Origin of the sequence: Rhizobium sp. NRK18 (genome assembly GCF_024385575.1) — a bacterium.
Taxonomy (GTDB): domain Bacteria; phylum Pseudomonadota; class Alphaproteobacteria; order Rhizobiales; family Rhizobiaceae; genus JANFMV01.
Genome location: NZ_JANFMV010000001.1, coordinates 1,934,428 through 1,948,450 on the forward strand (window position 1 = coordinate 1,934,428; position 14,023 = coordinate 1,948,450).

A 14,023-nucleotide genomic window follows, 5' to 3' on the forward strand; every position below is an offset into this window, starting at 1 on the left:
GTGTATAAGTCAATTAATTAGTAATAAAATTTCAATTATTTCTCACATTAGCTTGCGATTTTTCTAATGTCAACAGAGTTCTGTGGATAACTCTTATATTGATTTGGTATTTATATTTTTGTTCGCACAAATAAAGTGCTGGGAGTCATTCGCCGGTGGCCTTTGATTTGACTGAATGTGATCTTTGTTTCTTTAATGTGACTCTTTTCTGCTGCGTAGAGTCAGTATTCGTATCAAAATACTGATGCGAGTTTTTGTGAGTTAGAAGCCCGGAGTTTCCCCCGGGCTATCAATTTCTCAGTTTTCAACAACTTGCTCAGCTGCACCCGCTCGTCGCACCACAAGTATCGCACTTTTCACACGTCCCATTCCGGACCATCGTGAAGTTCTGGCACTCGGAGCACATGTTGCCGGTGTAGCCCTGGGCGATCGAGCGCATGCGGCGTTCGGTCTCGAGCTTCTTGGCGTCGGCCTTGGCGGTGGCGGCGTCGGCGGCGGCCTTGTCGGAGAACAGGGCGGTTGCCTCCTGGGCGGCCTCGTCGGCGATTTCCTCTGCCAGTTCTGCAGCGCGTTCCTCGTAGTCACGCTTGAAGGCGACGACTTCCGAGGTGGAGGTGACCGTCTCGGTCACAGCGACGGCATCGATCTTGCGCGCGGTGGCGCCGATCGCGGTGACGTTGCCGCCGGAGACGCGCGCCGTTGCCGGGGCGCCGGCCGCCGAACCCTTGGGCTCGGAGGAGGGGCCGTGGCCGGAAGAGACCAGTGTCGGCTTGTGGCCGCGGGTCCAGCCGGTCGAGATCAGGTTGGTCTTGCCTTCCTGGATGCCCTTGCCGAGCGCTGTGTTGCCGAAGTCGGAGGTGTCGACATGGGCAAGGTCGTGGCGGTTCAGGTAGGAGACGGCCAGTTCGCGGAACACGTAGTCGAGGATCGAGGTGGCGTTCTTGATGGCGTCGTTGCCCTGAACCATGCCGGCCGGCTCGAACTTGGTGAAGGTGAAGGCCTCCACGTATTCTTCGAGCGGCACGCCGTATTGCAGGCCGAGCGAGACGGCGATGGCGAAGTTGTTCATCATCGCACGGAAGGCAGCCCCTTCCTTGTGCATGTCGATGAAGATCTCGCCGAGGCGGCCGTCACCGAATTCGCCGGTGCGCAGGTACACCTTGTGTCCGCCGACGACGGCCTTCTGGGTGTAGCCCTGGCGGCGGTTCGGCAGCTTTTCGCGGTCGCGGACGATCTTCTCGACGATGCGCTCGACGATCTTCTCGGTGACGGTGACGGCCTGGGCGGCAGCCGGGGCTGCAACCAGCGCCTCGACGGCATCATCCTCGTCGTCCTCGTCCTCGATAAGCGAGGCGTTCAACGGCTGCGACAGCTTGGAGCCGTCACGGTAGAGGGCGTTCGCCTTCAGGCCGAGCTTCCAGGACAGCATGTAGGCCGCGCCGCAATCCTCGACGGTTGCCTCGTTCGGCATGTTGATCGTCTTGGAGATGGCGCCCGAGATGAACGGCTGGGCGGCCGCCATCATGCGGATGTGGCTTTCGACCGACAGGTAGCGCTTGCCGATCTTGCCGCACGGGTTGGCGCAATCGAAGACGGCGAGGTGCTCTTCCTTGAGGAAGGGCGCGCCTTCGAGCGTCATCGCACCGCAGACGTGGATGTTGGCAGCCTCGATCTCCTTCTTCGAGAAGCCCATGTGGTCGAGCAGGTTGAAGCTCATGTCGGCGAGCTGCTCGTCGGAGACCTTCAGCGTGTCCTTCAGGAAGTCGGGGCCGAGCGTCCACTGGTTGAAGACGAACTTGATGTCGAAGGCGGCCTTCAGCGCGCCGTTGACGGCTTCGATCTTCTCGTCGGTGAAGCCCTTGGCCTTCAGCGTCGAGGGGTTGATGCCCGGCGCCTGGTTGAGGTTGCCGTGGCCGACGGCATAGGCCTCGATCTCGGCGATCTGGCTTTCCGTGTAGCCGAGCGTGCGGAGCGCTTCCGGCACGGCGCCGTTGATGATCTTGAAGTAGCCGCCGCCGGCAAGCTTCTTGAACTTCACCAGCGCGAAGTCGGGCTCGATGCCGGTCGTGTCGCAATCCATGACCAGGCCGATCGTGCCGGTCGGCGCAATCACGGTCGACTGGGCGTTGCGGTAGCCGTGCTGTTCGCCGAGTTCCAGCGCCTTGTCCCAGGCAGCCTTGGCATGGGCGATGAGGTCGGCATCCGGGCAATCGCCGTGGATGAGGGCGACCGGATTGACGGCAACGCCTTCATAGCCCTGCTTCTCGCCATAGGCGGCGCGGCGATGGTTGCGCATGACGCGCAGCATGTTGGCGGCGTTCGGCGCATATTCCGGGAACGGGCCGAGCTCGGAGGCGATTTCCGCCGAAGTCGCATAGGCGACGCCGGTCATGATCGCGGTCAGGGCCCCGGCAATGGCGCGGCCTTCGGCGCTGTCATACGGAATGCCGGACGACATCAGCAGGCCGCCGATATTGGCGTAGCCGAGGCCGAGCGTGCGGTACTTGTAGGAGAGTTCGGCGATCTGGCGCGACGGGAACTGTGCCATCATGACCGAGATTTCGAGAACGACGGTCCACAGGCGGACGGCATGCTCGTAGTCGGCGATGTCGATGTTCTTCGTGGCCTGGTCCTTGAACTGCAGGAGGTTCAGAGACGCCAGGTTGCAGGCGGTGTCGTCGAGGAACATGTATTCCGAGCACGGGTTGGAGGCGCGGATCGGGCCGGCCGCCGGGCAGGTGTGCCAGTCGTTCATCGTCGTGTTGAAGTGCAGGCCCGGATCGGCCGATGCCCAGGCGGCGTAGGAGACCTTGTCCCACAGGTCGCGGGCCTTCAGCGTCTTCATCACGCGGCCGTCGCGGCGGGCTGTCAGGTTCCAGTCGCCATCGTTTTCAACAGCGCGCAGGAACTCGTCCTTGATCGAGACGGAGTTGTTGGAGTTCTGGCCGGAGACCGTGAGGTAGGCTTCCGAATCCCAGTCCGTGTCATAGGTCTTGAACTCGATGTCCTTGTAGCCCTGCTTGGCGAACTGGATGACGCGCTTGATGTAGTTTTCCGGAACCAGCGCCTTCTTGGCGGCGCGGACTTCACGCTTCAGGGCCGGGTTCTCGTTCGGGTCGAAGCAGGCGTCGTTGTCGGCCTCGCAGTTGACGCAGGCCTTCATGATCGCCTTCAGGTGCTTGGAGACGACCTTGGAGCCGGTGACGAGGGCTGCGACCTTCTGCTCTTCCTTGACCTTCCAGTTGATGTATTCCTCGATATCCGGGTGATCGATATCGACGACGACCATCTTGGCGGCGCGGCGGGTCGTGCCGCCCGACTTGATGGCGCCGGCGGCGCGGTCGCCGATCTTGAGGAAGCTCATCAGGCCGGAGGACTTGCCGCCGCCCGAAAGCCGTTCGCCTTCGCCACGCAGATAGGAGAAGTTGGAGCCGGTGCCGGAGCCATACTTGAAGAGACGGGCTTCGCGAACCCACAGGTCCATGATGCCGCCCTCGTTGACGAGGTCGTCGCCGACGGACTGGATGAAGCAGGCATGCGGCTGGGGATGCTCGTAAGCGGATTCGGACTGCTTGAGTTCACCGGTGAAGGGGTCGACGTAGAAATGGCCCTGACCGGGACCGTCAATGCCATAGGCCCAGTGCAGGCCGGTGTTGAACCACTGCGGCGAGTTCGGGGCAACGCGCTGGGTGGCAAGCATGTAGGCGAGTTCGTCGCGGAAGGCGAGGGCGTCTTCCTCGGTGGAGAAGTACTTGCCCTTCCAGCCCCAATAGGTCCAGGTGCCGGCGAGGCGGTCGAAGACCTGTCGGGCATCGGTTTCCGAGCCGAAACGCTCGTCTTCCGGCAGGGCTTCGAGGGCAAAGGTATCGGGGACGGAACGCCATAGCCACGACGGAACGTCGTTTTCCTCGACCTTCTTCAGGATCTTCGGCACGCCGGCCTTGCGGAAATATTTCTGCGCCAGAACGTCGGTCGCGACCTGGGAGAACTGCGCCGGCACGTCGATGTCGGCCAGACGGAAAACGATCGAGCCGTCCGGGTTCTTGATTTCGCTGACCGCCTTGCGGAATTCGATCTCCGCATAGCGTGACTGGCCGTCTTTGGTGAATCGCCGTTCGATCCGCATCGTATTCATCCCCTTAAAAAGTCTGGCGTTGCCGGCTTGTGTTTCCGGGCGCAAATGTCCTGTCCGGCTGCCCGGTTTCATCCGCGCAGCCAGTGCTCAATCCGTGTCACATCGGGTTCCACTCGGTGAGATGAAGACCCTGTATCTTGTGTGGATGGTGGCTGCAAACACTAAATATAGTATTAACAGATTATTGCGCCAGTCCCCAAGCCCCATTGTCGCGACGTTTTTTCAAAGCGCACAAAACCGCACCGGCTGTCTTGCCCGTCATGGGCCAAAAAGCCGCTGAACACCCAGCGATTTGAGGAAGAACCGGCCTCGTTCATGCCGATCCAGTCGCCGCCGCAACATGACGCCCATTAAGTTTGACTCGGCCCCCTTCGTCAAGGGCTGGTTTGTGTCAGATTTTTATACACTAGATGTTGTGGTCGGAGGCTGTGGAAAACGGGGACAGCGCGACAGGCCTTTAGAATCAACCGCTTGCGGGTGGATGCTGGACGGCTGTTAACCCTGAATGTGAACGGCGGAGGAAAAACAGACGAAAAATTCGCCGATCCCGCTTTCCCGGTATTGGCGTCGGCGGCGGACTGTGAAGGACGCCCGAATCGGTTGGCAGGGTGCGTTTGCACAAACGAAAACAGGCGGCAAAAATGCCGCCTGCTCGGGATGTTAGCCGTGGATGCTGAACGAGCGCTCAAAGAGCGTCGAGGTTGACGCCGATGGTGATGGCGCCGATCGGCGCACCGGATTCATCCACAATCGTCATCGAAGCCTGCGACTGCAGCATCTGGGTCGATTCGTCCTTCTCGGCGTCGTCGACGAAGAGGGCATCGGCGCCGGCGCCGTAGCTCTTCTGGAATTTCGCTTCGTCGCCCTGCCAGTAGTCAGAGGTCGGATCGCTCTGGCCGACATTGAGCCCGTGATTGTCCATCACGAAAACTTCGGTGACGACGCCGTTGGAGCCTGCCTTCTTGTCTGCGAGGAATTTCGAAAGCGCATTGGAAAGGACGCCGTCGATCATGGGATGGTCGCCACCTTCGACTTCGGCCCGCCATTTCTGATCCAGGGCATCGATGTCGGACTGCTGCAGATTGGCATTGGCGGCGTTCTGCGCCTTGATGGCCTCGATGACCGTCGGATCGGACAGCCAGGGCTTGATGTCGCTGTTCACATAGTCGGTGACGGCGGCAACGTAGGGTTCTTCGGCATGGGCAAGCATGGGGAGCGCCAGCAGGGCGGCGGATGCGAGAATGGCATGCAGTTTCATGGTGTGTCTCCTCTCAGAAGCTTCGGATGGTCATGTCGGTCGAAACGGGGTCTCAGAATTCTTCCCAGTCGGATGCGGCTGCGGCGAGCGCATTGGCACCGTGGTAGCTGGTTGCCGGAGCGCGCGGACGCGGGGCCGGGGCGCTTGGCGCAGGACGGGCCTGCGCTGCCGGCCGGTGGTTCGCGACAGGCGCCGAGTGGCCGCCGGATGCCGGGATCGAGAACCGCCCGACTGCCGATTTCAGGCTGTTGCCGAGTGTCCGCAGTTCCTGGCAGGCCGCGTTGGTTTCCTCGACCATCGCCGCATTCTGCTGGGTGGTCGCGTCCATGTTCTTGAGCGCGCCATTGATCTCGTCGAGACCGGCGGACTGTTCGCGTGCCGAGACGACTATGGCGTCGATGCTGTCGTTGATCTCGGCAATCTGGACCTCGATCTGCCGGAGCGCTTCGCCGGTGCGGTTGACGAGCTCGACGCCTGAGGCGACTTCGCTGCCGGACGTGGAGATCAGCGTCTTGATCTGCTTGGCCGCTTCGGCGGTCCGCTGGGCGAGTTCGCGGACTTCCTGGGCGACGACGGCAAAGCCCTTGCCGGCATCCCCGGCGCGGGCGGCTTCGACGCCGGCATTCAGCGCCAGGAGATTGGTCTGGAAGGCGATATCGTCAATGACGCCGATGATTTCGCCGATCTCATGCGAGGACGTCTGGATCTTGTCCATGGCGCCGATCGCCTGGCCGACGACGTCGGCGGATTTGCGGGCGCTTTCGCGCGAGGTCGAGACCTGGGAGCCGGCGGCGTTCGCCATGTTCATCGTATTGCGGACGGTGACGGTGATCTCGTCGACGGCGGCAACGGTCTTTTCGAGCGACGCGGCCTGGGTTTCGGTGCGCTGGGCGAGCTGGTCGGCCGCCTTGGCAAGCTCTGCAGAACCCGATTCGATCAGGGCGGTCGCGCCGGCGATTTCCTGCAGGGACGCGGAAACGGCCTGGACCATGCGGTGGAAGTCGCGACGAAGCTTCTCGAATTCCTCGCCCTGTTCCGACAGTTCGACGGTGAAGTCGCCGGTTGCCAGCGCGGCGAGGGCGGCGCCGATATTGTTGACGATGGTCACCTGATGGGCGGCCGTTTCCTGTACCTTCTCGGTGAAGCGGCTGCGTTCCTCGTCGATGGCGCGGCGTTCGGTCTCCGCCTGCAGCTCCTGCTGGTGCTTGGCGCGGCTCGTTTCGATGGCGTCGCGGATCGCCTTTGCGATGATGCCGATATGGTCGGCGCGGTCGGCGTAGCGGACCGGCGTTTCCCAGTCGCCCTCCTGGAAGGCGCGGATGCGGCCGGACAGGGCGGTCATCGGCTTGCTGACATAAATGCGCATGGCGATGAGGAAGACGATCAGAACGGCGGCAATGACGGCTGCCTGCTTGGCGGCAAACAGCATGGCCTTGGTGTTGGCCGCCTGAACGATCGGCTGCGTCGACCACGAGGTGGCAACATAGCCTGCCTGTTCGCCCTTCTTGTTCTTGCCAAGCGGGACGACGACATCGATACGGCCGGACTGGCGCTTAACGACGATGTCCTGAGGGTCGCCGGCAATGACGCCAGTGACGTTGGCCTCGAAATCGGCCTCGGCATTGTCGGTCGATGCCCATCTGTCGACCACGTCGCTGGTGCCGCCGATGGCGATGAAGTCGGTCATGCCGAGCGTCGGATCATTGCGATAGAGAGAATAGGCGTCCTGGACGACCTCGGCCTTTTTCCACTTGATGCCGCCCTGGGCGACGTCCGCAATCTGCCGAGTGCTCTTGGTCCAGTCGTCGCCTGCGCGTTCTATGGCGGTAGCGACATCCGAAGACCACGAAAAATAGGCGCTGATCGCCAGGCCAACGACGTTGACGGCGATGATGATACTGGCGATGCGGGCAGTCAGGGACAGGCGGGAGAACGGATTCTGGCGCATAAACACCTCATTGGCATTGCAAAATTACATGGACCCGCCTGAAGCAGGAGCATGCCGTTTGAACGTCTCATGAGGGTCAGTGCTGGGGCGGACATGCCCGGCGTCATGCCGGACAAGGTCTGACTGTGTCTCGAGTGCGACAATGAACCATGAATCTTTAAGCACTCATTAATTCATGCGGCTTTTTTCTGATGGCTGAAAACTGGTCGCAGGTGTGCCTTGCGACGGATGTCATGGCTGACCGCCGTCGATTCAGGCGCACCGGATTGTCAAAAAATGTCGATCAGCCCTTGTGGCCCTTGGCGATCGGTTCCTGATAGGTGAAGCCCATGTCCCAGGGGAAGTAGATCCAGGTATCCTGGCTGACCTCGGTCACGAAGGTATCGATCATCGGTACGCCCTTTGGCTTGGCGTAGACGCAGGCGAAATGGGCGTCGGGCAGCATGGCGCGCACTTCGGCCGCCGTCTTGCCGGTGTCCGTCAGGTCGTCGACGACGAGCACACCCTTGCCGCCATCGGTCGTCAGGTCCGGGGCGATGCCCTTGAGGAGCACCATATCACCCTGGTTGACGTAGTCATGGTAGGAGGCGATGCACACCGTCTCGATGAGCCGGATGTTGAGTTCGCGCGAGATGATTGCCGCCGGCACGAGGCCGCCACGGGTGATGCAGACAATGGCCCGGAACTCCGTTCCCGTGCCGGCGAGGCGCCAGGCGAGCGCGCGGGCGTCGCGGTGAAACTGATCCCAGGAAACCGGAAAGGCCTTGTCGGGAAGGGACATGTCGTTGCTCCGTCGAAAATCGTCCATCATGGCCCGGTCCGTCAAATCTTGGCCGGGCTGTCGTTGGAAAGAGCTTTAGCGACAATTGCAGGCGAAAGGCAAGATCGTGGATGTTGCTAAAAGACCCGGTCCAGAGTGGCCGGGTCTTTTCATCAGGTTTGTGAGGTCAGGCGCGGATGCGTTCAGCGCGACATCAGCGTCATGACCGGCATCGAGGTCAGCAATTCCTTGGTCACGCCGCCAAACAGCACTTCCCAAAGGGGCGAATGCGTGTAGGCGCCCATGACGAGCAGGTCGATATTGCCATCGGCAAGCCGGTTTTCGATCATCACGGCGGGCTTGGTGCCGTCGCTCTTCTGGCTCTCCAGCGTCACCTTCACACCGTGGCGCGCGAGAGTGGAGGCGATCTCGGCGCCAATGGTTTCCGCCGACTGGCTGGCGCTTTCCTTGGCGTCGACGGTGTAGATCTCGACGTCTTCCGCGGTCTTCAGGAGCGGGATGGCATCGAAGGTCGAGCGGGCCGCTTCCCGCGAGCCGTTCCAGGCGATCAGCGCCTTCTTCACCAGTTTCGGCGTCTTGAGGATGTAGGGTACGAAGAGCGTCGGACGGCCCGCTTCATGCAGCAGCTGGTCGTAATCGCTGCGCATGCTGTTCTTGTCGAGCTGCGGCGCGATGATCAGATCGGCGCACCGGGCGCTGTCGATCGCCTGTGCGGCGCTGTAGCCGCCCATGGTGACGAATGTCCGCCATTCGTGGGAAATGCCTTCCCGACGCGCCTTTTCCTTGAAGATCTTCTCCACTTCGCTGGTCACGGAGTGTTCCTGCTCCTGCAGGGCGAGCGTCGCCGCCGGGTCCGGAATTTCCATCGGCGCCGCGACGGGCATCGTCGCGTAGGATTCCACATGCAGACCGATGACATGGGCGTCGAATTGCCGGGCAAGCGCCACGGCGAAGTCGGTCGTCTGTGCTGCGTCGGCAGCCGAGTCGAGGATTGCCAGGATGGTGCGGTAGGACATGTCGGTTTCCTCCTTGGGAAGGCCGTTTCGGTTTGTCTATATGAATATAGTGCAAACCTACGGTGTTTTCTGCCTTGACAAAGATCAACCCTGAAAACGCATTTACTCCGCGGGTACGGCCTGCGGCTTGCCGTCGCTGTCGAGGGCGACCATGACGAATGTGGCGTCGGTCACCTTCTCCATGGTGTGGGTGAGATAGCGCTGCGCCCAGGCCTCGACCCAGAGGGTGATCGAGGTGCGGCCGACGCGCACGACATCGGTATAGATGCAGAGCGTATCGCCGATCTTGACCGGTAGCTCGAAGGCCATTTCCTTGACGGCGGCGGTGACCACGCGGCCACGGGCGCGTTCTGCGGCGCGGATGCCGCAGGCCAGGTCCATCTGCGCCATGACCCAGCCGCCGAAGATGTCGCCGGCTGCATTGGCGTCGGCCGGCATGGCAAGTGTGCGCAATGTGAGTTCACCCGCCGGACCAATCTTATCCACCATTCGCAGCCCCCTGAAATCATGTCGGTAATCGCGTGTCGACGGCGAGGGTAGGCGGCCTGTTTTCAGGATGCAAGCCGGCAGTTTGCGGATGTGTTTGGACGCCGTTGGCGACGGCAACGGTTCATTTACCGCTTTTTCCTAAAATTCACCGGATTTCTCTAAAAATGCGGGCCGTCGATCCGGTCTGGCGAAGAAGTGGTCAATCTGTATGGCGTATTCCACCCTTCTTAGACGGCGATCGATCGTCCTTCTTATGTCTTGCGGTCTTTCGGCTTGCTCGGCGGCGTCGCTGGTGCCGCCGGCACCGATCGATGGAGGACAGGTGAGCGCCATCCGTCCGGTACCGGACGCGCACATGCAGCCCATGGCGATGCGCGACGCCGGCATGGTCAACGAGATCGGTTACGCCTCCGGTTCGGCGCCGGTCGCCCGGACCAATGGCACGCTCGGTTACCTCGACACTCCCAATCTCGCGACATCGCCGACCATGGAGCCCCAGCCGCAAATGCAGGCGGCCGCACCGCGCCGCTCCTCCGGCCTGCCGATGATCGACAGCGACGAGGCGCTGGCGCTGAACGGCGGCCACGCACAGACCATGCCGGCGCCGGTGCAGGCCGGCGCGAACGGTCTCGTCGTGACGTCGGAAGGCATCAATATCGACAATGCCGTCGCTACGCCCGGCAGGGGCGTACCGGCACAGCCTCTCGGAACGCTGCAGATTGCCGAAGGTGCGACCAGCGAGCCGGTCGTCGATGGCATCGGAACGGACAGCCCGCAGCTTCTGAACAGCCAGGTTTCCATTGCGCCGCAGCCGGCTGGCGGCGAGCGGCAGGTGGCGATGCTGTCGCGTCCCCAGAACCCGATGATGCTGGGCGCGCCGGCGGAGCCGCAATTCGAGCCGATGCCGGCCTCCGAGCTGCAATGCCGTCGCGAGCTCGATCGGCTTGGCGTCCAGTATCATGAAGTCGACCCGATCTCGAAGGGCGGAAGCTGCGGCATCGCGCATCCGATCAAGCTCGAGGGGCTCGGCGGCGGCATTGACGTGACGCCGGACACGACGCTCAACTGTCAGATGGCGCTGACGCTGACGAAATGGGTTCGCAACGAGGTGGTTCCGGCCGCCCGCACGCGTTACCTTTCCGGCGTGAAGAAGATCGTCTCCATGGGGGGCTATTCCTGCCGGCGGATGAACAACCGGTCGTCCAATCCCTGGTCGGAACACGCGCATGGCAACGCCATCGACATCGGCAGCATCGTGCTCAACAACGGCAAGGAGATCGATGTAAGCAAGAAGGGCTTCTTCGCCTTTCGCGAAAAGGGTCTGCTGAAGGCCGTGCGGACTGACAGCTGCAAGTATTTCAATACCGTTCTCGGCCCGGGCAGCGATCCCAATCACAAGGATCACTTCCATCTGGACCTTCGTGCCCGCAAGTCCGGCTATCGGCATTGCGGCTGAGTGCCTGAGAAAACAACCGGCTGCGAGAGCCGGTTGAATAGGTGCCCGGTCGGGGCGGGGGGCTGCTACGGCCCGGGCGCGACGTTTCTCATCGGCGGTCGTTTCATGGCCATGCCGTATGACACAGTGCTTCATCAGCCGGATATCGGGGCGGCGTACCGATATCGCCCGTGGCAGCATTGCCGTCGCCCCACGAACATGGCCTAAGAAGATTGCAGCGCGATGACGATCCTTCGTCTGGCGCTGCCGGGTGTGTTCGAACGGAAGAAGAGTGGGATGACGGCCTCGTTCACGGAAATTGCGCCCTTCGTGGTGGCGCTGCTCGCCGCGGGTGTCGTCGCGGGGCTGCTTGCGGGCGTTTTCGGCATCGGCGGCGGCGCGATCCTCGTGCCGGTCTTCTACCAGATCTTCGCGCTTGCCGGGGTCGATGACAGCGTACGGATGCATCTTTGCGTCGGCACTTCGCTCGCCATCATCGTTCCGACATCGCTGCGTTCCTTCCAGTCGCACTACCGGCGCGGGCTTGCGGACACCGCGCTGTTGAAGAGCTGGGTCATCGCCGTTCCGCTCGGTGTCGTCGCGGCCTCGGCAATCGCCGCCTACGCATCCAGCGAAGTGCTGCGGGCCACATTCGCGGTCATCGCCCTGCTGCTTTCCTTCCGCATGCTGGCGAACCGCAGTCACTGGAAGCTCGGCGACGACCTGCCGCCCAATCCCTTCCGGTTTATGGCGGGCAGCATCATCGGCCTCCTGTCCGGATTGATGGGAATTGGCGGCGGCGTGCTCAACAACACCTTCATGACGACCTATGGTCGGCCGATCCATCAGGCGATCGCCACATCGGCCGGTGTCGGCGTTCTGATCTCGCTGCCGGGTCTGGTCGGCTACGTGATTGCCGGGTGGGGTGATCCCGGCCTGCCGCCGTTCTCCACCGGCTTCATCAACTGGGCTGCGGTCGCACTGGTCATTCCGGTGACGATGATCGCCGCACCCATCGGCGCGAAGATTGCTCACATGCTCAGCCGCCGGCAGCTCGAAATCGGTTTCGGCATCTTCCTCCTGATCGTCGCGCTGCGCTTCTTCTATTCCGTGATCACCTGAAATCCAGCGTCTGGTTGATTTTCTCGGTAAAGCGGGTGGCAAACCCTGACCGCCGTTCTATATGTGTGTCCGCGCGCACCTTTCGGGGGAGAGAGCGAGCCCACCCATTCCATGCGTCTGTCGCATGAAACATCAGTGAGACATCATGACATCCATCATCACCGTCAAAGAGCTGACGAAGCGATACGGCAATGGATTCGAGGCCCTCAAGGGCGTCAATCTGGACATTCGTGAGGGCGAGATCCTGGCGCTTCTCGGTCCCAATGGAGCGGGCAAGACGACGCTGATCTCGATCATCTGCGGTCTGGTCAATCCGTCCTCCGGCCAGGTCCTCGTCGACGGCCACGACGTGGTCAAGGAATTCCGCAAGAGCCGCGCGCTGATCGGACTCGTTCCGCAGGAACTGACGACGGATCAGTTCGAGACGGTCTTCAACACGGTCAGTTTCTCGCGCGGGCTGTTCGGCAAGAAGCCGGATGCGCAGTACATCGAGAAGGTGCTGCGCGACCTGTCGTTGTGGGACAAGAAGGACAACATGCTGCGCGAACTTTCGGGCGGCATGAAGCGGCGCGTGCTGATCGCCAAGGCGCTGTCGCACGAACCGCGGATCCTGTTCCTGGACGAGCCGACCGCCGGCGTCGATGTCGGCCTGCGCAAGGACATGTGGCGCGTCGTCGAACGCTTGAGGGAAACCGGCGTGACGATCATCCTGACGACGCATTATATCGAGGAAGCCGAGGAGATCGCCGATCGGGTCGGCGTCGTGCGCGGCGGCGAGCTGCTGCTGGTCGAGGACAAGACCACGCTGATGAAGCGGCTCGGACGCAAGCAGCTGATCCTGGAGCTCAGCGAGCCGCTGGCCGCGATCCCGCCGACGCTCGCGCCTTATGGCATGAGCCTTTCCGAAGACGGGCATCAACTGACCTATGACTATGTCGAAAACGGCGAGCAGGCCGAAATGAACGCGCTGCTCGGACATGTGGCCAGCGAAGGCTTGCATCTGAAGGATTTGAAGACCCGGCAGAGCTCGCTCGAAGACATTTTCGTATCGCTGGTAGGAGAGGCGTAATGAATTTCCAGGCCATCAAATCCATCTATTTCTTCGAAATGGCCCGCACGCGCCGCACCATCCTGCAGAGCGTCATTTCGCCGGTCATTACCACCTCGCTCTATTTCATCGTCTTCGGCACGGCGATCGGGTCGCGCATCCAGCAGATCGACGGGGTGTCCTACGGCTCCTTCATCACGCCGGGGCTGATCATGCTGACGCTGCTTGGTCAGTGCGTGTCGAACGGCTCGTTCGGCATCTATTTCCCGCGCTTCACCGGGACGGTCTATGAAGTGCTGTCGGCGCCGGTGGCGATGACGGAGATCGTCATCGGCTATGTCGGCGCCGCGGCGACCAAAGGCATGATGATCGGGGCGATCATCCTCCTGACGGCGACGGTCTTCGTCGACATTTCCATCGCCCATCCGGCCCTGATGGTGCTGTTCTTCGCGCTGACGGCGGTTTCCTTCAGCCTGCTCGGCTTCATCATCGGCATCTGGGCGACGAATTTCGAGCAGCTGAACCTCATTCCGATGCTGGTCATCCCGCCGCTGACCTTCCTTGGCGGCAGTTTCTATTCGATCAACATGCTGCCGCCGTTCTGGCAGTGGGTCAGCCACCTCAATCCGGTGCTGTATCTTGTGAGCGGGTTTCGGTGGAGCTTCTACGAGGTCTCGGACGTCAACCCGCTGATCAGCCTCGGCATGATCTCGCTGTTTCTCGTCGTCTGCCTGTCGATCGTCTACTGGATGTTCAAGACGGGTTACCGGCTGAAGAACTGACGAGGGATT

General features: G+C 61.7%; 10 protein-coding genes. 4 read left to right on the forward strand and 6 right to left on the reverse strand.

Annotated features, from left to right (window positions below; genetic code table 11):
* Nucleotides 1–316: 316 nt before the first annotated feature.
* The 6 genes from NN662_RS08900 to NN662_RS08925 form a co-directional block, all read right to left on the reverse strand.
* Entirely contained in the window at nucleotides 317–4,126 is a 3,810-nt protein-coding gene (locus tag NN662_RS08900) for a vitamin B12-dependent ribonucleotide reductase (RefSeq protein WP_261929925.1), read from the reverse strand.
* 694 nt (nucleotides 4,127–4,820) lie between these two features.
* On the reverse strand, nucleotides 4,821–5,393 hold the full coding sequence (locus tag NN662_RS08905) for a hypothetical protein (RefSeq protein WP_261929926.1): 573 nt from the start codon (nucleotides 5,391–5,393) through the stop codon (nucleotides 4,821–4,823).
* Nucleotides 5,394–5,445: 52 nt separating this feature from the next.
* On the reverse strand, nucleotides 5,446–7,341 hold the full coding sequence (locus NN662_RS08910) for a methyl-accepting chemotaxis protein (protein WP_261929927.1): 1,896 nt from the start codon (nucleotides 7,339–7,341) through the stop codon (nucleotides 5,446–5,448).
* A 283-nt stretch (nucleotides 7,342–7,624) separates the two neighbouring features.
* Nucleotides 7,625–8,122: a xanthine phosphoribosyltransferase gene (gene gpt / locus NN662_RS08915; protein ID WP_261929928.1), complete on the reverse strand. Its 498-nt coding sequence runs from the start codon at nucleotides 8,120–8,122 to the stop codon at nucleotides 7,625–7,627.
* A 182-nt stretch (nucleotides 8,123–8,304) separates the two neighbouring features.
* Nucleotides 8,305–9,138 carry a universal stress protein gene (locus NN662_RS08920; protein ID WP_261929929.1) on the reverse strand — a complete coding sequence of 278 codons (834 nt, stop codon included), beginning with the start codon at nucleotides 9,136–9,138 and terminating at the stop codon, nucleotides 8,305–8,307.
* A gap of 102 nt (nucleotides 9,139–9,240) precedes the next feature.
* Nucleotides 9,241–9,627 carry an acyl-CoA thioesterase gene (locus NN662_RS08925; RefSeq protein ID WP_261929930.1) on the reverse strand — a complete coding sequence of 129 codons (387 nt, stop codon included), beginning with the start codon at nucleotides 9,625–9,627 and terminating at the stop codon, nucleotides 9,241–9,243.
* A gap of 322 nt (nucleotides 9,628–9,949) precedes the next feature.
* Between NN662_RS08925 and NN662_RS08930 the strand changes: the two genes are divergently transcribed.
* The 4 genes from NN662_RS08930 to NN662_RS08945 all read left to right on the forward strand — a co-directional run bounded on the left by NN662_RS08930 (nucleotide 9,950) and on the right by NN662_RS08945 (nucleotide 14,014).
* Complete coding sequence (locus tag NN662_RS08930; protein WP_410010919.1) at nucleotides 9,950–11,083, forward strand: extensin family protein; 1,134 nt, start codon at nucleotides 9,950–9,952, stop codon at nucleotides 11,081–11,083.
* Between the two features lie 276 nt (nucleotides 11,084–11,359).
* The gene (locus NN662_RS08935; protein WP_261931915.1) at nucleotides 11,360–12,184 is read left to right on the forward strand and encodes a sulfite exporter TauE/SafE family protein; all 825 of its coding nucleotides are present in this window, start codon (nucleotides 11,360–11,362) and stop codon (nucleotides 12,182–12,184) included.
* Between the two features lie 145 nt (nucleotides 12,185–12,329).
* A complete protein-coding gene (locus tag NN662_RS08940; RefSeq protein WP_261929932.1) occupies nucleotides 12,330–13,253 on the forward strand; it encodes an ABC transporter ATP-binding protein in 924 nt (307 codons plus the stop codon).
* Entirely contained in the window at nucleotides 13,253–14,014 is a 762-nt protein-coding gene (locus NN662_RS08945; protein WP_261929933.1) for an ABC transporter permease, read from the forward strand. Before NN662_RS08940 ends, NN662_RS08945 begins: the two co-directional genes overlap by 1 nt.
* Nucleotides 14,015–14,023: the final 9 nt, after the last annotated feature.

What these genes read in the sequence shown, in the direction of transcription:
- NN662_RS08900 (WP_261929925.1), bottom strand. Translation starts at nt 4,126, where the DNA reads ATGCGGATCGAACGGCGATTCACCAAAGACGGCCAGTCACGCTATGCG.
- NN662_RS08905 (WP_261929926.1), bottom strand. Translation starts at nt 5,393, where the DNA reads ATGAAACTGCATGCCATTCTCGCATCCGCCGCCCTGCTGGCGCTCCCC.
- NN662_RS08910 (WP_261929927.1), bottom strand. Translation starts at nt 7,341, where the DNA reads ATGCGCCAGAATCCGTTCTCCCGCCTGTCCCTGACTGCCCGCATCGCC.
- gpt (WP_261929928.1), bottom strand. Translation starts at nt 8,122, where the DNA reads ATGTCCCTTCCCGACAAGGCCTTTCCGGTTTCCTGGGATCAGTTTCAC.
- NN662_RS08920 (WP_261929929.1), bottom strand. Translation starts at nt 9,138, where the DNA reads ATGTCCTACCGCACCATCCTGGCAATCCTCGACTCGGCTGCCGACGCA.
- NN662_RS08925 (WP_261929930.1), bottom strand. Translation starts at nt 9,627, where the DNA reads ATGGTGGATAAGATTGGTCCGGCGGGTGAACTCACATTGCGCACACTT.
- NN662_RS08935 (WP_261931915.1), top strand. Translation starts at nt 11,360, where the DNA reads ATGACGGCCTCGTTCACGGAAATTGCGCCCTTCGTGGTGGCGCTGCTC.
- NN662_RS08940 (WP_261929932.1), top strand. Translation starts at nt 12,330, where the DNA reads ATGACATCCATCATCACCGTCAAAGAGCTGACGAAGCGATACGGCAAT.
- NN662_RS08945 (WP_261929933.1), top strand. Translation starts at nt 13,253, where the DNA reads ATGAATTTCCAGGCCATCAAATCCATCTATTTCTTCGAAATGGCCCGC.